Annotated in this window: 22 protein-coding genes; 12 read left to right on the forward strand and 10 right to left on the reverse strand. The window is 40.3% G+C overall.

Features of this window, described 5'->3' with window-relative positions:
- Window positions 1-36: 36 nt before the first annotated feature.
- Window positions 37-1,464, reverse strand: a complete 1,428-nt coding sequence (locus GO495_RS14610) for an AAA family ATPase (RefSeq protein WP_157300435.1) — start codon at window positions 1,462-1,464, stop codon at window positions 37-39.
- A 153-nt stretch (window positions 1,465-1,617) separates the two neighbouring features.
- Here GO495_RS14610 and GO495_RS14615 point away from each other — a divergent pair, with 153 nt between their 5' ends.
- Window positions 1,618-2,094 carry a DinB family protein gene (locus GO495_RS14615; RefSeq protein ID WP_157300436.1) on the forward strand — a complete coding sequence of 159 codons (477 nt, stop codon included), beginning with the start codon at window positions 1,618-1,620 and terminating at the stop codon, window positions 2,092-2,094.
- Here GO495_RS14615 and GO495_RS14620 read toward each other — a convergent pair.
- On the reverse strand, window positions 2,086-2,745 hold the full coding sequence (locus GO495_RS14620) for a GNAT family N-acetyltransferase (RefSeq protein ID WP_157300437.1): 660 nt from the start codon (window positions 2,743-2,745) through the stop codon (window positions 2,086-2,088). The genes GO495_RS14615 and GO495_RS14620 overlap by 9 nt on opposite strands.
- The gene (locus tag GO495_RS14625) at window positions 2,742-3,113 is read right to left on the reverse strand and encodes a winged helix-turn-helix transcriptional regulator (RefSeq protein ID WP_157300438.1); all 372 of its coding nucleotides are present in this window, start codon (window positions 3,111-3,113) and stop codon (window positions 2,742-2,744) included. The genes GO495_RS14620 and GO495_RS14625 overlap by 4 nt, the downstream gene beginning before the upstream one ends.
- A 78-nt stretch (window positions 3,114-3,191) precedes the next feature.
- Here GO495_RS14625 and GO495_RS14630 point away from each other — a divergent pair, with 78 nt between their 5' ends.
- Window positions 3,192-4,049 (forward strand): NmrA family NAD(P)-binding protein, encoded by an 858-nt coding sequence (locus GO495_RS14630; protein ID WP_157300439.1) that lies wholly within the window; start codon window positions 3,192-3,194, stop codon window positions 4,047-4,049.
- 112 nt (window positions 4,050-4,161) lie between these two features.
- Here the strand turns inward: GO495_RS14630 and GO495_RS14635 are convergent, their stop codons facing one another.
- The 3 genes from GO495_RS14635 to GO495_RS14645 are packed head-to-tail and all read right to left on the reverse strand — an operon-like array spanning window position 4,162 to window position 6,874.
- Window positions 4,162-5,154: an ABC transporter permease gene (locus GO495_RS14635; RefSeq protein WP_157300440.1), complete on the reverse strand. Its 993-nt coding sequence runs from the start codon at window positions 5,152-5,154 to the stop codon at window positions 4,162-4,164.
- Window positions 5,108-6,103, reverse strand: a complete 996-nt coding sequence (locus GO495_RS14640) for an ABC transporter ATP-binding protein (RefSeq protein ID WP_157300441.1) — start codon at window positions 6,101-6,103, stop codon at window positions 5,108-5,110. The genes GO495_RS14635 and GO495_RS14640 overlap by 47 nt, the downstream gene beginning before the upstream one ends.
- A gap of 6 nt (window positions 6,104-6,109) precedes the next feature.
- The gene (locus tag GO495_RS14645; protein ID WP_240915228.1) at window positions 6,110-6,874 is read right to left on the reverse strand and encodes a COG1470 family protein; all 765 of its coding nucleotides are present in this window, start codon (window positions 6,872-6,874) and stop codon (window positions 6,110-6,112) included.
- 253 nt (window positions 6,875-7,127) lie between these two features.
- Here GO495_RS14645 and GO495_RS14650 point away from each other — a divergent pair, with 253 nt between their 5' ends.
- The 7 genes from GO495_RS14650 (at window position 7,128) to GO495_RS14680 (ending at window position 12,228) form a co-directional block, all read left to right on the forward strand.
- Window positions 7,128-8,027, forward strand: a complete 900-nt coding sequence (locus GO495_RS14650) for a helix-turn-helix domain-containing protein (protein WP_157300443.1) — start codon at window positions 7,128-7,130, stop codon at window positions 8,025-8,027.
- 79 nt (window positions 8,028-8,106) lie between these two features.
- Window positions 8,107-8,868, forward strand: a complete 762-nt coding sequence (locus GO495_RS14655) for an SDR family NAD(P)-dependent oxidoreductase (protein WP_157300444.1) — start codon at window positions 8,107-8,109, stop codon at window positions 8,866-8,868.
- A gap of 132 nt (window positions 8,869-9,000) precedes the next feature.
- Complete coding sequence (locus GO495_RS14660; RefSeq protein WP_157300445.1) at window positions 9,001-9,375, forward strand: hypothetical protein; 375 nt, start codon at window positions 9,001-9,003, stop codon at window positions 9,373-9,375.
- Between the two features lie 67 nt (window positions 9,376-9,442).
- A complete protein-coding gene (locus GO495_RS14665; protein ID WP_157300446.1) occupies window positions 9,443-9,946 on the forward strand; it encodes a helix-turn-helix transcriptional regulator in 504 nt (167 codons plus the stop codon).
- A 110-nt stretch (window positions 9,947-10,056) separates the two neighbouring features.
- Complete coding sequence (locus GO495_RS14670) at window positions 10,057-10,848, forward strand: ATP-grasp domain-containing protein (protein WP_157300447.1); 792 nt, start codon at window positions 10,057-10,059, stop codon at window positions 10,846-10,848.
- Between the two features lie 229 nt (window positions 10,849-11,077).
- A complete protein-coding gene (locus tag GO495_RS14675; RefSeq protein ID WP_157300448.1) occupies window positions 11,078-11,857 on the forward strand; it encodes an SDR family oxidoreductase in 780 nt (259 codons plus the stop codon).
- Window positions 11,858-11,880: 23 nt separating this feature from the next.
- On the forward strand, window positions 11,881-12,228 hold the full coding sequence (locus GO495_RS14680) for a hypothetical protein (protein ID WP_157300449.1): 348 nt from the start codon (window positions 11,881-11,883) through the stop codon (window positions 12,226-12,228).
- Between the two features lie 23 nt (window positions 12,229-12,251).
- Here the strand turns inward: GO495_RS14680 and GO495_RS14685 are convergent, their stop codons facing one another.
- Complete coding sequence (locus GO495_RS14685; RefSeq protein WP_157300450.1) at window positions 12,252-13,271, reverse strand: PDDEXK nuclease domain-containing protein; 1,020 nt, start codon at window positions 13,269-13,271, stop codon at window positions 12,252-12,254.
- 570 nt (window positions 13,272-13,841) lie between these two features.
- On the opposite strand from GO495_RS14685, the gene GO495_RS14690 reads away from it, so the two are divergent.
- Window positions 13,842-14,132 carry a hypothetical protein gene (locus tag GO495_RS14690; protein ID WP_157300451.1) on the forward strand — a complete coding sequence of 97 codons (291 nt, stop codon included), beginning with the start codon at window positions 13,842-13,844 and terminating at the stop codon, window positions 14,130-14,132.
- Window positions 14,133-14,238: 106 nt separating this feature from the next.
- On the opposite strand, the gene GO495_RS14695 is transcribed toward GO495_RS14690, so the two are convergent.
- Window positions 14,239-14,874: a hypothetical protein gene (locus tag GO495_RS14695; protein ID WP_157300452.1), complete on the reverse strand. Its 636-nt coding sequence runs from the start codon at window positions 14,872-14,874 to the stop codon at window positions 14,239-14,241.
- On the reverse strand, window positions 14,834-15,514 hold the full coding sequence (locus GO495_RS14700) for a hypothetical protein (RefSeq protein ID WP_157300453.1): 681 nt from the start codon (window positions 15,512-15,514) through the stop codon (window positions 14,834-14,836). The genes GO495_RS14695 and GO495_RS14700 overlap by 41 nt, the downstream gene beginning before the upstream one ends.
- Before the next feature lie 328 nt (window positions 15,515-15,842).
- On the opposite strand from GO495_RS14700, the gene GO495_RS32685 reads away from it, so the two are divergent.
- Together GO495_RS32685 and GO495_RS14710 are read left to right on the forward strand one after the other, a co-directional pair.
- Window positions 15,843-16,163: a LytTR family transcriptional regulator DNA-binding domain-containing protein gene (locus GO495_RS32685; protein WP_170302683.1), complete on the forward strand. Its 321-nt coding sequence runs from the start codon at window positions 15,843-15,845 to the stop codon at window positions 16,161-16,163.
- 204 nt (window positions 16,164-16,367) lie between these two features.
- On the forward strand, window positions 16,368-16,943 hold the full coding sequence (locus GO495_RS14710) for a hypothetical protein (RefSeq protein WP_157300455.1): 576 nt from the start codon (window positions 16,368-16,370) through the stop codon (window positions 16,941-16,943).
- 77 nt (window positions 16,944-17,020) lie between these two features.
- Here the strand turns inward: GO495_RS14710 and GO495_RS14715 are convergent, their stop codons facing one another.
- Window positions 17,021-17,752, reverse strand: a complete 732-nt coding sequence (locus GO495_RS14715; RefSeq protein WP_157300456.1) for an SDR family oxidoreductase — start codon at window positions 17,750-17,752, stop codon at window positions 17,021-17,023.
- Window positions 17,753-18,048 lie beyond the last annotated feature (296 nt).

An 18,048-nucleotide genomic window follows, 5' to 3' on the forward strand; every position in this document is an offset into this window, starting at 1 on the left:
TAGAGCAAAGGATGTATAATTCCTGATTTTTTACGGCTACGAAGACTTGAATAGATCATCCATTGTTAAACTATTCTGCACAATGCTATTGGAGTATATGTTTCTGGTAACCCCAAAAGTAGTGATCATTGTTAAAAAAATAGATTTAGTTGTTTGAGTAGCGGTCTTGAAAGTTTCAATTTTATCCAGAAGTTCTTCATGATACTTTTTATCAATTATAAAAGATGTAATGGAGAATTTCATTTCACAGATATTTATTACATCATCTCTTCTATCTATTACAAGATCTATTTGCTTTTTTTTGCCTTCTCCTGTATTTATCCACGAAGAACTATTTGTCTGAACTCCACTTATACCTAATGCCTGTTTAATCTGGGATAAATGTGCCATACATACCTGTTCGAAGGCATAGCCACTCCAGGCCCTCTGTTGGGGTGTATCAAGTCCATTAATCCAGGCGTCCTCATTTGTCTTATGATTTCCCCGTATGAATTTGATATAGAATAAAGAATAAAAATCACTTAATTGATAAAGGCTGTTCTTTTCTTTTTTGCCAAATGACAGGTATTTACGAATAAAGCCACTTTCTTCCAATTCTTTGAGTATTCTTGTTGTACTTCCTCCATTAGGCAGGTTGGTGGTGTTAATAATTTCTATACGTGTAAGGCCTCTTGTTTTTTTACTTAAGGCTTCAATAATGGTAAGATGCTTTTCTGCTTTATTGAACAGGGATGTATAAAGATCAGTGAATTCTTCTACCAGCATTCCATCCCGTTGAAAACATAGTTTGTTTATGTTTTGTGACGCGCTCATTCCCACATCTATATAATCAAGATAGAAAGGTACTCCTCCCATAACCATATAGAGTTGAATAAGCTGATACCTGTTAAATACGCCTCTTCTGTTTTGGAAAAATTCCTCACATTCGTTTAAAGTAAATGGTTCGAGTCGTATGCGATAAGTAATTCTGTTATGTAGACCTCCCTTATTATGAATGAGGGTATTGATCATCCAGGATGCAGCAGAGCCACATACAATCAGTACGATATCTTTTCTTGCACTGGCATAAGAATTCCAGAAATAATCAAGGGCCTGAATAAATCCTGATTGTGCAGTATCGAGCCATGGAAGCTCATCCAGGAAAATTATTTTCTTTTCTTTTTTGCTTTTCGATAATGCTTCTTCCAACTGGCCAAAAGCTATAAACCAATTTTCCGGGACATTGGTTGCTTCTTCAGGGTAATGCTTTTGCAATGCTCTATGAAAGTTATAGAGATTCTGATTCAGGGTTGTATGTGCTACACCTGTAAGATAGAATGCAAAATCCTGTTGAAATGCCTCTCTGATTAAAAAGGTTTTACCAACCCTCCTTCTTCCATATATTGCTACAAACTCGGATTTTTCAGAAGATTTCACCTTCTCCAGTATTTCCAGTTCCTTTTTTCTTCCAGTAATTGTTGCCATATTATGAGCAATTTGGCTCTAAAGGTATAAAATTACCCACTTAGAGCCAAATTGACGGGCAAATTGGCTCTAAGTGGGTAATTTTATATAGTTAGAGCCAAATTGAAGGTTATCCAATGAAAATAATTTAATATAAATTTGAGAAAAGATAAGATGACCCAATCCTACAGAAAAGGTGCAATAGGAGCATTACTTGATGAATATGAACGTGCTGTTTCAGATTTGAAAAGAGTGATATCAGCGATCCCTGATGATGCTTTAACCATCATCACAGATCCTCATACAACCGACGATAACTGCAGATCTGTTCAGACGATCTTATCTCATATCGTCCATTCCGGATATGGTTATGCTACCAGCATCCATAATCTGAAAGGACATAACAAAGCAAGACCAGACAGGGTATTTCATCTCACAATGAAGGAATACATGGATGATCTGACGGGTGTTATCTCATTCACAGAGGATGTTTTGAAAGAGTTTAAAGATGAGGAACTGGAGCAGTTGGATAATGCACTAAAGATAAATACAGGCTGGGGACAGCAGTATGATGTAGAACAGTTGATGGAACATGCTATCGTGCATATCCTCAGGCATAGAAGGCAAATAGAGAGGATAAAGTTAAGATAGCTTTTTCAACAACCAGAAACTGATGTCCCTGCGTTTTTCAAATCCCATGAATTCGTATAAACGAACAGCGCGGTCGTTCGATAATGCTACATGCAGATAAGAAACGATCCCTGCTGCTACATGTGTACGGCAGAGATGTTTAATCAGTTGCTGCGCATATCCGCGGCCGGTATAAGCAGGATTGGTACAGATAGCGCTTAGTTCTGTATACCCGGGTATTTTTATGCGTTCTCCTGCCATGGCTATCAGCTGACCATCCAGTTTAACCCCATAATAATTCCCCATCAGCCGGGTATCGGGTTTGTATAGACCTGGCTGCACACTGTTGATCAGGTTAAACATATCGGTCTTATCAGTTTCATCTAATAATAAGGCCGGCGCATCTTCCGGTATCTTACCGGTAAGCAGCATTTGTCCGCAGGGAATCTCATGAACGATCTCATAATTGGCAGGTAAAACGGGAAGATCGCCAATCATAAAGAACGTTTCGCCGGCATTGATGAATGGATCGATCTCCGCCATCTTATCATCAATACATGCTACGAAAGGTGCAATATCTGCTCTGTAACGTTTAGCATGTTCCGTACCTTCTGAAAATTTACTGTGTATGCTGGTGAGTGCCGACCAGGCAGGGTTATCCAATCCGTTCATATAGGAAAATTATCCAGGCTTTTAGAGATATCCCTGGCATTGTTTTTACTGTCTTCAATTACCCATTCTGCCATTGCATGCAGTACTGGTCTTAAACTTTCTCCGGAAGCCGTTAAACTATACATCACATCTTTCATGATCAGCTTATCTGTTTCCAGTTCTTTCAGATGTTGTATCAGCATCTTTTCAGTTATGCCGGGAATACTATTCTTCAATTCACTGTACCGCTTACTACCTGTTAATAAATTGAATAAGATCGAGGGTTTCCATCGTCCACCGATTCTGTCCGTAACATATGTTACAGGACATTCCCTGAAAACGATTTCTTTGTTCGCCTGGATAGTAGAGCTTTCTTTAACCTTGGTCATAGATACATACTTTAGGGTAAGTACATGTATAAAAGTAAGTAAAGTTTTAGTTTTGTTTACGAAAAAATACATGACAATATGAAGATTACAATCACAGGCTCATTGGGCAACATCAGCAGAGGAATTACAGAGATATTAACTGCGAAAGGACATCAGGTAACAGTGGTTACCCAAAGCCCGGAAAGAGTAAAAGCAATTGAAGATCTGAACGCTACAGCAGCGGTAGGATCTGTGGAAGATATTGATTTTCTTGTAAATGCGTTTAAAGGGGCAGATGCAGTTTATACCATGATACCGCCGAATAATAATCCGGATTTCATGACCAGTGTAAGCCGTAACTATGCCAAAGCGATTGAACAGGCGGGTGTTCGCTACGTTGTAAACCTTAGCAGCGTAGGTTCTCCTTTAGCAGGTCAGGGCCCATTAAAAGAATATCATAATCTGGAAGAAAGCCTGAACGGCATTAATGTTTTACATCTTCGCCCGGGTATGTTTTATACGAATTTCTTCGGCGCAATAGAGATGATCAAACATCAGCACATCATCGGGAATAACTTCGATGGAACCGTTGACATGTTCATGACTCATCCTCATGATATTGCAGCTGTGGCCGCAGATGCATTGGATACTCTTTCTTTTACCGGTGTTAATATTCATTACCTGGTGAGCGACAAAAAGAATGGCAACGAAGTAGCACAGATATTAGCGGATGTTATTGGTCAGCCGATCTCCTGGGTTCCTTTTACAGATGAACAGTTACTACAGGGCCTTATGCAAAACGGCTTTTCCAAAGAGCTTGCTGAAAACTATTTTGTAGCGATGGGAGTAGCGATAAGGGAAGGGTTATTGTCTACCCATTATCAACAGAATAAATACCCTGTATCGGGTAAGATCACTTTTAAGGATTTTGCTACGGATTTTGCCAGGGCGTTTTAAATGGGGCTGGAATAACTATTGATCTATGGATAGAAATAGTTATTGCTTTGAATTATTACCTGCCCAAAGTGTATTTCAAAACACACTTTGGGCAGGTGGTGTTTTTAGCATATCATGTCCGTATTTCTCTCCGCATAAAGATATAATAAGAAACGGCAAAACATACGACTGTTGCTGCAATAAGTCCGCTTACCTGTGGCCATACTACCAGCAGGCTTTCACGCAGGGAAAGAGGTGAAGGGATAGCGCCGGCCATCTGTTCCATGGTTAGCGGTCCCAGGCTGCGTACGGAAGGCATCAGCAGGGTAGTGGTTGCATCGGTATACAGCTGACTGGGTACAAAGCGCAGGAATGTCATCACGATCCCGTTGTATGAAATCAATTGCTCCTGTGACAGCATGTTGGGATCGGGAAGTACTGCCTTTATGATAATATTCACGAGTATCTGGTAGAAAATCGTGAAGAACAACCAGATAGCAATGGCTGTCAGCGCCGAGGTAGCGGTTTGCCGGAATTTTACCGATAAAAGTATGGATAGATTAAGCCAGAAGGATACATAGATAATACTCAATACAACAAAACACAGGATGCGTATAAACTCGGACGGCTCTATCCTTACACCCGTGATCATCAGTCCACCGCCTATCATCAGCAGATTGAGAGATAAAAATAGCGTGCTGATAACGATCAGGGATGCGACAAATTTAGCATTGATAAGAGAATCCCGGTATACAGGTTGTGCCATCAGCCGGATCAAAGTACCATTGGATTGTTCTGAATTGATAGCGTCAAAACCCAGACTAATACCCAGCAATGGCCCCAGGAAACCCACGAATATATGAAAGGGGGGAAGTGATCCATCCGTTGTCGTTAATAATTTCAGATATAAAAACAATCTGTCCGGATCACGTGAATTGGCTATCGCCTTACTGATATTAGCCATGGACACGTACATGGATCCAAAGAAAGTGAACAGGATAAGTGCTGCCAGGATAATAAAGCGCAAGCTATGTAACTGGTCTGCCACTTCCTTTCTCATCATCACAAGAAATGGAGAACTAATGCTTTTTGAATCTGCCGAAAAAAGACCTGCCTGACTTTTCATTGGGTGCGTTTTCCTTTAAATTATTTTCAAAATATTGTTGATAAATCTCATCCAGACCGTAAGTTTTCTTCTGTACACTGGTAACGTCAAAACCTTTGTGTACAAAGTAGCGGACGATATCAGGTGTAATATCTTCCTGCCCTGAAATCTCTATAACATCTCCATTGATCGTTATCTTTTCCGCCCCTGGCAATTGTAGTGCCTGTACATCAGGCATAATGGCCGTTTTCAAGGTCACCTGTACTACATAAGGCGCTGTTTTGAACAGGTTGCCGGTGAGCGTTTCAATATTGCCTTCAGCCAGTAAATGCCCGGCCACAAATATGCCTACGCGATTACATACCTGTTGTACCTGATGCAGGTGATGGGAAGATAATAATACGGTCAGGTTCTGACGCTGGTTCAGTTGCCGGATGAGTTCCAGGAAATCTTTTACCCCTGCCGGGTCCAGGCCCAGCGTAGGTTCATCGAGGATGATGACTTCCGGCTGTTTGATCAGCACATCTGCCAGGCCGAGCCGCTGTTTCATCCCCCGGGAGAAAGTCCCGGTTTTCTTATTGATGGCAGTTTCCAGTCCAACCTCTACGAGCATTTCCCTGGCAATATTCTTCACTTCTTTTTCCGGGATGCCGTTTAGTCTTCCTATATAGATAAGGTTTTCCAGCGCGGTGAGTTCATTATAGAAGCCTACGTTGTCGGGCATGTAGCCTACTTTACGTTTTACCGGGATAGGGTTGCGGGAAGCATTAATCCCGCAGATACGTGCCTCTCCCGCAGTAGGTATTGTTAATCCCAGCAGCATCAGTATGGTGGTGGATTTACCTGCACCATTGGGGCCCAGCAAACCGAATATCTCTCCTTTGTTAATAGACAGGTGAAGGTTGTCTACAGCCTTAAAGGAGCCATAGTGTTTGGTGAGGCCATTCATCTCAATGATTGGTTGTTCCATAAGCTGCTATCTCCTGCCATATTTACGGATCAGATAATACACAACGCCCAGCGCCACCAGTATAACGAGAAGGCCCAGCCATCCTGTAAGGACGGAGGTCCTGACAGTCATACGGAAAGCTGCATCAGACGAACTATTGTTGTTCCTGGCCGAGAACGTGGTAACATAATCTCCTGCGATGGTTTTATCGGGAACATGCAGGGTGGCGATAACTTCCTCGTCTTTGCCGGGTTCCAGTCTGGTAATTGTGGAAGGGGAGAATGTTGTTTCCCATTGCGGAGGGGCCTGTGCAGAAAGCGCCAGGTTTTCGAGCGCAATGGTACCCGTGTTTTTCACCAGCAGGTGGATCTCTTTCCGGCTACCTTCGGTCACATCATCACTGAGCCTTCCGGAGGGAGTTGTGAGCTGAACGGTATAAGTCCCTTTCACCACTGCTTCCAGGTTTAGCCTGGTGGAATCCGATCCGGCAGTTGCCACTACGGGAATGGCATATTTGCCAGGTTTAGTTTGTATGGTAGGATTGATCTCTATGGTAATGTCCTGGGTCCTCCCGGAATCGATGTTAAGGGATGTTACCTGCATACCTTCCACTTTGAAGGCTATATTCCAACCGGGAGGAATCGTGGCAGAGAGCTGGTAAATACGTGGCAGGGAGGCCGCGTTACGAAGTTTTGTGTTGTAGGTAAAAGTGGTATTGGCGGCAGCTTCGATGTTCATCAGCCTTGCTGTAAAAGGAGGAGTACCTTTCTGCGCAATACTTTGTTTACTCAATAATAATAAGAAAAGACAAAAAAAAGAGTGGAACTTAATCCGTTTTGGATACTGTTTTTTCGCAGACATAAGATTAATAAATAAGGATTATATTCTTTATGAAATAATAGCTATTTACCTTTCCATACAACAGGGAGCTGTTGTCTTAAACGGGGAGCAAATTAAAAATAATTCTCAAAATTAATTGCAAAAAAAATGTGAAAATTATTTTTTCTCTGCCAGATCCCCTATTTGAATTTCGTAATATTGTAAAATGAATAAAACAGAGACGATAGAAGATTTCTATAAAAGAAAGCTCAATTGGGTCCCCGATAGCTTGAAAAAGGAAATCGGACATTTTAATGTTTTCAGGATTGAGGATTTTGTTGGAAAGCATGCCAGACCAGTACCCTATAGCCGGAGGGATTACTTCAAAATCAGTCTGCTTATTGGCAGAAGGAAAATACATTATGCCGATAAAACCGTTGAAATAGATAAGCAGGCGTTATTGTTCTCTAATCCTTTAATACCTTACAACTGGGAATCGCTGGACGAGCAGCAGAGTGGTTATATATGTGTATTTACGGCTGCTTTTTTCCATCATTTCGGCAATCTGAAAGACTATGCTGTTTTCCAGCCGGCCGGGACACCGGTACTTGAACTGTCGGATGAGCAGGCCGTTCGTATAAGATCCATTTATGAGCGTATGTATGAAGAGATTGAATCGGATTATGTACATAAGTATGATGCCCTGAGAAACCTGGTGTTCGAGCTGCTGCACAGCGCCACGAAAATGCAACCTGTCAGGAGTGTCCCAAACCAGGATAATAATGCTTCCCGCAGGATCTCTACTTTGTTCCTGGAACTGCTGGAACGTCAGTTCCCTATTGAAGATACCCGGCAACGGTTCCAGTTACGTTCTGCTTCTGATTTCGCTCATCAGTTGTCTATTCATGTTAACCATCTTAATAAGGCGTTGAAAGAAACGACGTTAAAAACTACTTCTGATATTATTGCGGAAAGGGTATTGCAGGAAGCAAAGATCCTTTTGAAAAACACGCATTGGAATGTATCTGAGATCGCCTACACTTTAGGTTTTAATGAAGTGACCCATTTTAATAATTTCTTCAAGAAGAAATTGAACATTACTCCTTTGCAATTTAAGAATGATTGAATTTCGTAATCCTTGATTTGAATTTCGTTATAGCCTGCGTTACCAGTGGTAGTAACTTTGCGTTATTAATTCAAATGAAATGAAAACGAATAAAATTGCGTTAGTCACCGGTGGTAGCCGTGGACTGGGAAAAGATATGGCCATTGCTCTTTCCTCAAAAGGCATTGATGTTATATTGACTTACAACACCAATAAACAGGAGGCGGAAAATGTAATAGCAGAAATAACATGGGCGGGCACTAAAGCTGTTGCCTTACAATTCGACGTTTCCAAACCCGCCTCTTTTGATAGCTTCCTGGAGCAGGTAAAGGATGTGCTGAAAGCCACCTGGGACACGGATAAATTTGATTATCTCATTAACAATGCTGGTATAGGCAGATCTGTTTCTATCGCGGATATTACAGAGGATACCTTTGATGAGCTGATGAACGTTCATTTTAAAGGCGTTTATTTTCTTACGCAGAAATCTCTTCCTTTGATGAATGATAACGGTGGTGTAATCTTTATTTCTTCCGGTTCTACACGTTTTAATGTACCTGGTTATTCTGCATATGCTTCCTGTAAAGCGGCGATAGAAGTATTCGCCCGTTATGTAGCGAAGGAGTACGGCTCTCGTGGTATCAGGGCCAATGTACTGGCGCCTGGTGCGATAGAAACGGATTTCAACGGAGCGACAATAAGGAACAATCCACAGACGAAAAGTTTCATTACTTCACAGACGGCTTTAGGTAGGGTTGGTAATGCGGATGATATAGGAAGTGTAGTTGCCTTTTTATGTTCCGGTGATGCCAAATGGGTAAACGGACAAAGAATTGAAGTTTCAGGTGGGATATATTTGTAGTTGTGCGAGGATTGAAAGGCAGTATCTATTAGAGATGAGCAACTAACAGTATTTTAGGCCGGGTATAATAAGGGCAAAGTTAGTATAAAGTTTGTAATTAACAAACTTTATACTAACTTTGCCCTTAGTTCTTTGAACTATTATAACCGTGCCTACGGAATACAAGTGGCGAATTTTCAGATGGATGTTCTTAATGCACTTATGTGTCTTGCAGAAGAGAATCCTAATGGATTCACAGTGTATGTGCCCAGTTTAAAACCAGTAAAAAAAGGCTGGGTAGTTGCCAAAATTGAAACACAGAATAGTTTTGGAGACGAAGGCTTGCTGAAGGTCCTTAAATATGCAACTGGTACCACAGGTATAGTTGGGTATTGGAATAATGAAGGCGTTTTTTACTGGGACACAGTTATGGTGTTTGAAAGTGAAATAGAGGCAACAGAGGCAGGAATTGCCAATGAACAAATTGCTATCTATAACATTGAAAACAATGAGCTGAAAATTTTGTAAAAAGAAGTAGGGGAGATTTCTTCCCCTGCTTTTTACTTTGATATACATAACCTTTAAAAAAAAAATTATGGAAATTAAGAATTTGCGGAAAATTGATTTCCTCGCTGACGAATCAATTAAAAAAATGGAATTTGGTGCCTTACAGCATCGAAGATTCTCAAATATTGAGTTCAAAATTTTGAGAGTAGATAATGAGGGGAAAACAATAACAATACAAACATCTCAGGGCAAAAGCCTTTCCGAGAATTATGCAGACTTACCCAAATTAGTTAAAATAACGAAAGATTTGTTTTCACGTTATATCAATGATTACATTGTTCACGTACAGGCAATACCATATTCGCATCCTAAAGTTGATGAACTTAGTACATCATTTATTCGGGACAGTCTGGAAAAAAGAGGCATAAAAATTAAGGATATTGAAAAGGAAACCGGAATTGACAAAACAAATTTATCGGCATGGTTAAATGATAAAAGGCCCATGAGTCAACCCGTTAAGGCTATGTTTTATTTTCTGTTAAAATCCACAGCGTCAATTAAATCTGAGGATAAAGGTGTGATGAATAAGTAAGGGAATATTGCTTGGGTTTGGGGATAGCGATTATCGCTTTGGCTTATTACTAATTGTGATAAAAGGTCTTTTTTGATGAAGTGATTTACTAGATTTGTATTATGAATTATATGGATATTCAATGGGTGATACAACGAAACCTCACAAATGATTTTGAAAGAATAGCAGCTTTCTGCGAAAAGATTGGTGTCAAATTCATTGGATTAGATATCATACCTTTTACCTCCGAGCTTCCTGCATTTGATAAAAGCCGGAAATCCATCATTTACGGCTCTACGACTTTTAACGATCTTGTATTTAAAAATAAAGAGCTTAAGCAAGGTGTATTTTATGATGAGAAGAACTTTTCAATAGAAAATTATATTGAGAAGTGGGGGAGATATATGCTTAATTACGATGCTTCAATCAGTACTTTTCAAGCGTTAATAGAAGGAGATAATTATAGTCCGGATAAGCAGTTGTTTATTCGTCCGGACGATGATAGCAAATCCTTTGCAGGAGAGGTGAAACGTTTTGACGAGATAGGAGATTGGTATAATAAACTTAAGATCATTGAGAATACTAATTTATCTCTTGAAAGTAAGATTGTGGTATCTGAGCCTTATAACATTCAATTTGAATGGCGTCTCTGGATTGTTAACAAGAAAGTGATTGCTGCATCAAAGTATAGAGAATATTTTAAATTGAAAAAGGAGCAGGGATGTCCTGAAACGGTAATTTCTTTTGCGGAAGCAAGGTGTCAGGAATATACTCCTCATGATGTTTTTGTAATGGATATTTGTTTGTGTGGGGATGAGTATTATATTGTTGAATGTGGTTGTATGAATGGGTCCGGATTTTATAATGCGAATATTGATGATATTGTGAGTAGTGTGTCGGATTATTTTTTATCAACGATCTAATGAAGATCTTTGTAAAAAAAAGGACTCTTATCAAATATTACTTATAGCCTGGGCTTTGAAGAATTGGCCACTTTCTCCAACTTCTTCAAAAAGCAGACCTCTTATTCCCCTTTATCTTATCGTGAATAGGTGGAGGAGGTTTCTTTTTTGCAAATAATGGATTGATTCTCGTAAACAGCGAACCCTGTTTCGTCTGATCTTTGTTCTATCAAATTAAAACGTACAAAAGATGGAACTCAGCAAGAATACAATCCTGATCACGGGCGGAACAAGCGGCTTGGGACTCGAATTAACCCAACGTCTCCTGGCGCTTGACAATAAAGTGATCATTACAGGAAGAGATCAATCAAAGCTCGACGAAACAAAGAGGCGTCTTCCGGAAGTAGAGATTATTCAAAGTGATGTAAGCGATCCGGAAGCGATAAAACGCTTATTTGAGCAGGTTACCAGCCGTTTCCCTGCGCTGAACATCCTGATCAACAATGCCGGAGAAATGCGTAAGATCAACCTGCACGATACCTCAATGGACCTTCATGACATCACCCGTGAGGTTGAAATAAACCTGATGGGACCTATCCGTATGGTGCAACAATTCCTGCCCCATCTGAAGTCAAAGAAATCGGCGGCGATCCTCAATGTAACTTCCGGTATCGCCCTGGTACCCTTCCCCTTGTCTCCTGTTTACGGGGCTACCAAATCCGGACTTCATTCCTATACACAATCTTTACGGGTACAGCTCAAAAATACATCTGTCAAGGTGTTCGAATTGCTGGCGCCTGGTTCAAGGACGCCGCTGAATGACAAGTTCAAGGAAGAGGAGGGCTTTGATCCCAAAATGCTGATGGAACCAGACAAATTGATCGACGTTGCTATTAAGGGATTGCAAAAAGATACATTGGAGATCTATCCGGGTCTTGCCCGCGTGCTGAAGATCATGAGCAGGTTCGCTCCCGGGTTCATACTGGGACAAACCAGTAAAGTGGGAGCTAAAACAATGTCAGGCAGGTAATAATTTCATATAAAAAAAGCAACATGAAAATTCTTAGTGGAGTACTAATTTTATTGACCGCCTTTTTAAGTTTTAAACACGGGTGGGATGGATTGCACATGGACGCACATCCTGAACAGGCTAAAATGATGGAGGGCCTGGGCATAGGCAAAACAAGCGCGGTCGTTTTCAGCATCGTCACTATTGCCGTTGGTATAATGATCTTTTTCCCACAGACATTCTTCCTTGCTAACCTGATTAATGCCGTTTCTATATTGATCATCATGGCATTATCGCTAAGAGCAGGGAATATCAAAACAGCGCTGATAGAGATCCCGTTTCTGTTAATTCCATTGGTATTGATCTTTCTGGGGCATCCGTTCAAAAAGTAAGCAGGATTGAGTCATAGCAGCAATTATGAGGTGGGAAGTTCCATCTCATAGTCATGTTTTTCAATCTCTTTTTTCATTTCCGCTATCAATTGTTGTTCAGTCGGCAGGTATAACTTATACTCGCTTGCTATTATAGTTTTATTATTTTCTGGTAGGGAAATTTTCACTACAGCATTATTTTTCTCTGCACAAAGTAGTATTCCGATAGTTGGATTTTCAAAATCCTTTTTTTCATAGCGATCGTAATAATTTACATACATCTGTAATTGCCCTATATCCTGATGAGTAAGTTTCGTCGTTTTTATTTCTACGATAACAAAACATCGTAAAAGGCGGTTGTAAAAGACCAGGTCAATAAAGAATTCATCACCTTCAATGTGTAATCGTTTCTGTCTTGCTATAAAGGCAAAGCCATTGCCGAGTTCCAATAAGAAATCATGTAAATGGGTGATAATAGCCTGTTCCATGTCTTTCTCATAATAGGATGCTTCGCGGTGTAATCCTAAGAATTCCAGGTAAATTGGATCTTTGATTATCTCTTTAGCATCAGACATGTGTTTTTCATTCCGGGCTATTGCTAAAACGCTTTCCCTTTCATTGCTCATCAGCAGTCGTTCCCATAGGTTACTATGAATTTGGCGCTCTAACTGACGCACGGTCCAGTTGTTTTTAATTGTTTCTGCTACGTAGAAATCTCTTTTGTCTTGATTATCAAGTCTTATTAATAGTTTGTACTGACTCCAGCTCAATTGCGAATACACTGTATTCGCAATTGGGAATGTCCGGTAAAACTGTCGGATTAACTCTACTTGTCTTTTAGAAAATCCACTTCCGTATTCAGGTTCTAACTGTTCCGCTATGAATTTAGTAAGATAATTACCATAATCTGCCCGGTCTTTTCCTTCCTGTTCTTCTTCAAAAATGCGTTTACCAATGTGCCAATACATTATTGTACGCTGATGATCAACCAGCCTGATAGCCTTATCTTTCGCCTTGTCGATAATATCTTTAATGTCTACGATTACAGATTGATTGAGAATCATATGGTATATATTTTGAGGTATGCAAACTTACATAAAATATGAAGCGCAACAATAATGGCTGAGCATTATTTTGCTTCTGATTCGGGAAATGAAAGGATGGTTTCGTATTGTTTAACACGTTCAAACTACTTGCTCAAGTTCATCTGCTCAAAACTATCAAAACGGCAGATACCTGATATTTAATTATTCAGGAAATATAAGGATACGTATTTACCAGGTACGGGGCTAAATGTGTCTTTTTTAAGCACATTTAGCCCCGGATAATATTGTTACGCTAAAACTTAGCCTGCAATATCAGGTAAAACTCTTAGCATTTCCCGTTTATCCTGGCTGGTGATATTATCAAGATATAGCCTTAAATTACTTAACTGACCTATTTTGTTTCGAAGAAGTTTCTTTGATTTAAATTACTGCGTTCCCACTGCAACTTTCGAAAATGAACAAATGATCTTTTGTTTACGATTTTCATTCATACAGCTATTTGGGGTACTTCGCACATGTTTTCCAGCATGCTCACACATATTATTCATTTTTGCATTCAGTAAACGACTACTTTCCATAAAAAAAATTATGCCAAGATGTTACAATTCCGCTTTTGCTGCCTGGGGAGGTAAAACGGGAACAATCAGAAAACAAATCGTTTACAGGAACAGGAGCGGCAGGACTTTCGTCAGCAAGTATCCTGATATGAGTAAGGTACAACCCAGTATTGCACAGTTAGATGCTAACGATAGATTTGCGGCGGCTGTCAGATTTGCCCAGGATATTGTGCATGATCCGGTAAAAAAGGCAAATTATCCGGTGTCTAAAGGGAAGACAGTATATCATACTGCTATCAGGGATTACCTGAATCTGCATTGAACAGGTTCAAAACAGCACTTGAATAGGTTCATCCTACGTTTATCCTACGTCTTTTAACGTAGGATAAACGTAAGATAAACCTGTTCAATTGCCGTGATCTTCCTCATCAAGAGCCGTCATCTTCCTCATCACGGATTACTATACGATTGAAACTATTTCTCAGATAGTCTCTCATTGCGAAGCCATACCGGGCTTCAATCTGGGGGCTGGTCAGACTGCTGGTCACATGCGTGAGTATCCCTTCCCTGAGGTATTGTTCGCAGCGTGTATGGATTATCTGCTCCATTACATAGCAACTGGTGCTATAGTGCCGGGATTTTAGTTCTTCGCCCAGTTCAATAAAACAGAAATCCTTTTTCTGCTTTACACTGTCGGTAATGTATGGGAGGATAGCAGCAGGGCCATTTACTGAAAAAGCATTGCTGATAAAAGCACAGGTGACTTTTTCAAATCTGGGCTGATAGTCCGGTTCAATCGTAAAGAGTCGTATAAGCTCCATTATGTTGTTCTTGCGCGAACCTAGGCCTACGACCAGCAAACCTTTTTTCAGGTCCACACCAAGCTCCTTTGCGGCTTTTTTACGGCCTAGCGCCCATGCTACCATAGCTTTTACACCAAGCTCCTTACTGCCGATGTGGAAGCTGTCTCCAAATAGGTGCTTACCCATATCATTCATCCGTTCGCGAACGGTATCGTAATTACTAAGGGGTGTCAAAATCCGTTGTTGATCCATTGTTGTCATTATCTTTTTTATTGTTTCTGAGAGCAGTTACAAATGTTATAGCCATTCCTTTCCAGTTCTGGATAGGTTTGCCATTTGTTTTCCAGTCTTTCTTCTCAAAATGTTCCCGGAAAATGATGGCTTCATCAGGGGTGAACTTTCGTAACTCAAAAAAAATGCGTACTTCTTCCGGAGAAGGAGTATAATTCGTGTTTGTACGGTTTACATTATTTACTACAGTTTTATTATTAATAAAAGGCTGTCCTGAATCCGGGACTTCATTTTCCTTTAAATTCCCGGATTGTCCTGAATCCTGGCTTTTGCTTGTCCCGGTATCGGGATTATCTTTTGTACCGGTATCAGTATTAACTGCTTCTTTGTATGACTCCAGCATTTTTACACACCCCTTTTTTCTATCGGGATAAATCAGATAACCTGCTGTAGAAAGATATTTCAGACAAGTGTAGTAGGTGTCTGTTGACCCTATCCCACTTGCAGCCATGATCTCCTCGCGGTTTAATTTTATGTGTGGATTAAAATGCTGTTTGTTCCATTGAAGAAACAAGTGTATGTACAGTACCTGGTGTTGAGATGTAATGGATGAGTCTTTCCTTACTCTGTCGAAGAAGAGTTGTTGCTGTTTTATATAATTGACGGGCATTATCAATTAGATTTAAATAGGGGATCCCCTTTAAACAAATTATTGTGTAAAGCTGAAGATTGAATTGTGAGGGATCACAATTTCTTTAGAGAGAGAATCCAGTATGATTCAGCAGGATGAAAAACAAAAATAACATGGGTCAAAATTTATATAGATAGCGTAAAAATAAGAAATATTTTTCATCATATAACATAGGCTCAGTATGAGTTTTAAGAATTTGTCCTCTTTTTCCTTAATTAAGGACAAAGAGGACAAATTTCCTGATAGATACGTTATTTTCAGTACATATTTTTCATACATTCGTATAGAATATTACCCTCAGAATACGATGCACCAGGACTTTTTTCTTCAAATCAGTACAAAACTTCTCGTAAAGATCAATAGCAGTGAAATATGCTATATCGAAACAGAAAATCAATTCTCAAAAATAATAACGGATACGGCCATTCACCGCGTTTATATTGCACTGTATCGTCTGGAGTCCTTGCTGCCGGAAGATTTGTTCTGTCGTGTAAACAGGTCTTCTATTGTATCAATTTGTAAAATCTCAAAGATAGGGGAGGAAGCTGTCTTTGTGAAAGAAAGGGAAATCTACATTAGTAAAAAATGCAGGAATGAATTAATTACACGTATAAAAGTGATAGGTTGATAATTGCTTCACCCGGCATTTGTAGCATCTTCACAAAGGAATTGTTCGTTCTTCGCATAGTTTTTTTCAAAACACGATGTATTCCGGGTTAATATTGCTGTAACGATTACGGTTACTGAGGCTGCACCTGAAACAGGAGAGAGGTGCCTTCTGTTTCACTCAGGAATCCGTGATGATTCATTCACACAAAAAAAAATTACAATCATGGCAAAGACAAAAGATAACATATTCACAGAGGGACTGTCTGGTACAGTCGCCGGAAAAATGACGCTCCGTCAAAGAGCAGGAGCAACCATCGTAAGCAGAAAGAGCAGGGGGACCACTATTCCGGCTACTGATGATCAGCTGGTAATACAGGATAGATTTAAGGAAGCCACCATGTATGCAAAGATGGCTATCAAAGATCCGGTTACCAAAGCACTCTACGCTGCAGTGGCCAAACCTGAACAGAGTGCCTATAACGTTGCTTTCAGAGATGCGTTCCTTGAACCTGAAATAAAAAGCATCGATACAGCACTATACAAAGGCAACGCCGGAGAAATCATCGTGATTCGTGCAGATCAGTTCAAAATAGTGAAGATGCTGGTGGTGATCACAACTGCAGGTGGCCTGTTCGTAGAGCAGGGATATGCAGTCCTGAGATCGGCTGGAGGTTCGCATGAGTTAGGCTGGGCATACACTACTTTATCAAACAACCTTCCAGTGGCAGGTACGAAAATAACAGTGACTGTTTATGATCGTCCCGGACATGAAGCTGTTAAAGAAGTGGTAATTGCGTAAGAGCAGTCATCCCGTCATCCTTCGTTGAAAAACGAGGGATGACTTTTTAAATGACAATATCGGAATGTTCCTTTTTACTAACTCTGTGCCGTCGGACGAACAATAATCTCACTTACATCAACATTAGCTGGTTGTTCTATCGCATATGCTATAGCGTTAGCAATAGCTTCCGGTGCAATCCCTATCTTTCCCATTGCGGCTGCTATCTGCGCCTTCATCTCTTTATTCGTCATGGACTCTATAAACTCCGTATTAATCATCCCCGGAGAAATGATCGTCACTCTTAATTTGTCACCTGCTTCCTGCCGTAATCCCTCAGATATAAATCTTACCGCGGACTTTGTCGCTGCATAGACGGCCATCGTTGGAACTATTTTATAGGCAGCAGTAGAAGCGATATTAACGAAATGCCCGAAGCCCTGTTGTCTGAAGACTGGCAGCGCTGCTGCAATACCATACAACACACCTTTCACATTGATATCGATCATATCTTCCCAGTCTTCTACTCTTAGTTCATCCATCATTGAAATGGGGCCAACTCCTGCGTTGTTAATGAGAACGTCCAGTTTACCATATTTCTCAATAGCCAGCGCTACCATATCAGACAGATCATTCCGCTGTTTTACATCTGTCTTGATATACACCGCCTCTCCACCTGCTGCTACGATTTTATCTGCAAGCGCCTGCAGCCGTTCCGGCCGCCTTGCTCCTAATACCACCTTCGCACCACGACCAGCCAATAATAACGCTGTTGCTTCACCTATACCACTACTTGCACCGGTAATGGTTACTACTTTGTTTTCTATCATATACTTTGATTTTGAGGATACAAAGGTAGGATAGAACCTTGCCAGCCTGTTAACGGTATTCAAACAGGAAACTAAGAAATTCAAATAATGAGGTAATTGAAACAGGTTGTCAAAAGTAGATAATACATCTTCAATATGATTGTAACAAAATATAATGCATTTTTGTTACAAAATATAATAGGCTCCTTTAGGAGCCCCGTCTTTGTAGCAAACACATTAAACAACAAAACAAAGACTTCGTTAGTCTCCTAAAACTGCTAGTATCAGGGGACTCCTCCGGAGTCTATTATGTAGAA

It is taken from the genome of Chitinophaga oryziterrae (genome assembly GCF_009758125.1).
Classification (GTDB): Bacteria; Bacteroidota; Bacteroidia; order Chitinophagales; family Chitinophagaceae; genus Chitinophaga; species Chitinophaga oryziterrae.

Excerpts from the sequence above, each read along its gene's own strand:
- GO495_RS14610 (WP_157300435.1), bottom strand. The coding sequence starts at position 1,464 with ATGGCAACAATTACTGGAAGAAAAAAGGAACTGGAAATACTGGAGAAG.
- GO495_RS14615 (WP_157300436.1), top strand. The coding sequence starts at position 1,618 with ATGACCCAATCCTACAGAAAAGGTGCAATAGGAGCATTACTTGATGAA.
- GO495_RS14620 (WP_157300437.1), bottom strand. The coding sequence starts at position 2,745 with ATGAACGGATTGGATAACCCTGCCTGGTCGGCACTCACCAGCATACAC.
- GO495_RS14625 (WP_157300438.1), bottom strand. The coding sequence starts at position 3,113 with ATGACCAAGGTTAAAGAAAGCTCTACTATCCAGGCGAACAAAGAAATC.
- GO495_RS14630 (WP_157300439.1), top strand. The coding sequence starts at position 3,192 with ATGAAGATTACAATCACAGGCTCATTGGGCAACATCAGCAGAGGAATT.
- GO495_RS14635 (WP_157300440.1), bottom strand. The coding sequence starts at position 5,154 with ATGAAAAGTCAGGCAGGTCTTTTTTCGGCAGATTCAAAAAGCATTAGT.
- GO495_RS14640 (WP_157300441.1), bottom strand. The coding sequence starts at position 6,103 with ATGGAACAACCAATCATTGAGATGAATGGCCTCACCAAACACTATGGC.
- GO495_RS14650 (WP_157300443.1), top strand. The coding sequence starts at position 7,128 with ATGAATAAAACAGAGACGATAGAAGATTTCTATAAAAGAAAGCTCAAT.
- GO495_RS14655 (WP_157300444.1), top strand. The coding sequence starts at position 8,107 with ATGAAAACGAATAAAATTGCGTTAGTCACCGGTGGTAGCCGTGGACTG.
- GO495_RS14665 (WP_157300446.1), top strand. The coding sequence starts at position 9,443 with ATGGAAATTAAGAATTTGCGGAAAATTGATTTCCTCGCTGACGAATCA.
- GO495_RS14670 (WP_157300447.1), top strand. The coding sequence starts at position 10,057 with ATGGATATTCAATGGGTGATACAACGAAACCTCACAAATGATTTTGAA.
- GO495_RS14675 (WP_157300448.1), top strand. The coding sequence starts at position 11,078 with ATGGAACTCAGCAAGAATACAATCCTGATCACGGGCGGAACAAGCGGC.
- GO495_RS14680 (WP_157300449.1), top strand. The coding sequence starts at position 11,881 with ATGAAAATTCTTAGTGGAGTACTAATTTTATTGACCGCCTTTTTAAGT.
- GO495_RS14685 (WP_157300450.1), bottom strand. The coding sequence starts at position 13,271 with ATGATTCTCAATCAATCTGTAATCGTAGACATTAAAGATATTATCGAC.
- GO495_RS14690 (WP_157300451.1), top strand. The coding sequence starts at position 13,842 with ATGCCAAGATGTTACAATTCCGCTTTTGCTGCCTGGGGAGGTAAAACG.
- GO495_RS14695 (WP_157300452.1), bottom strand. The coding sequence starts at position 14,874 with ATGACAACAATGGATCAACAACGGATTTTGACACCCCTTAGTAATTAC.
- GO495_RS14700 (WP_157300453.1), bottom strand. The coding sequence starts at position 15,514 with ATGCCCGTCAATTATATAAAACAGCAACAACTCTTCTTCGACAGAGTA.
- GO495_RS32685 (WP_170302683.1), top strand. The coding sequence starts at position 15,843 with ATGCACCAGGACTTTTTTCTTCAAATCAGTACAAAACTTCTCGTAAAG.
- GO495_RS14710 (WP_157300455.1), top strand. The coding sequence starts at position 16,368 with ATGGCAAAGACAAAAGATAACATATTCACAGAGGGACTGTCTGGTACA.
- GO495_RS14715 (WP_157300456.1), bottom strand. The coding sequence starts at position 17,752 with ATGATAGAAAACAAAGTAGTAACCATTACCGGTGCAAGTAGTGGTATA.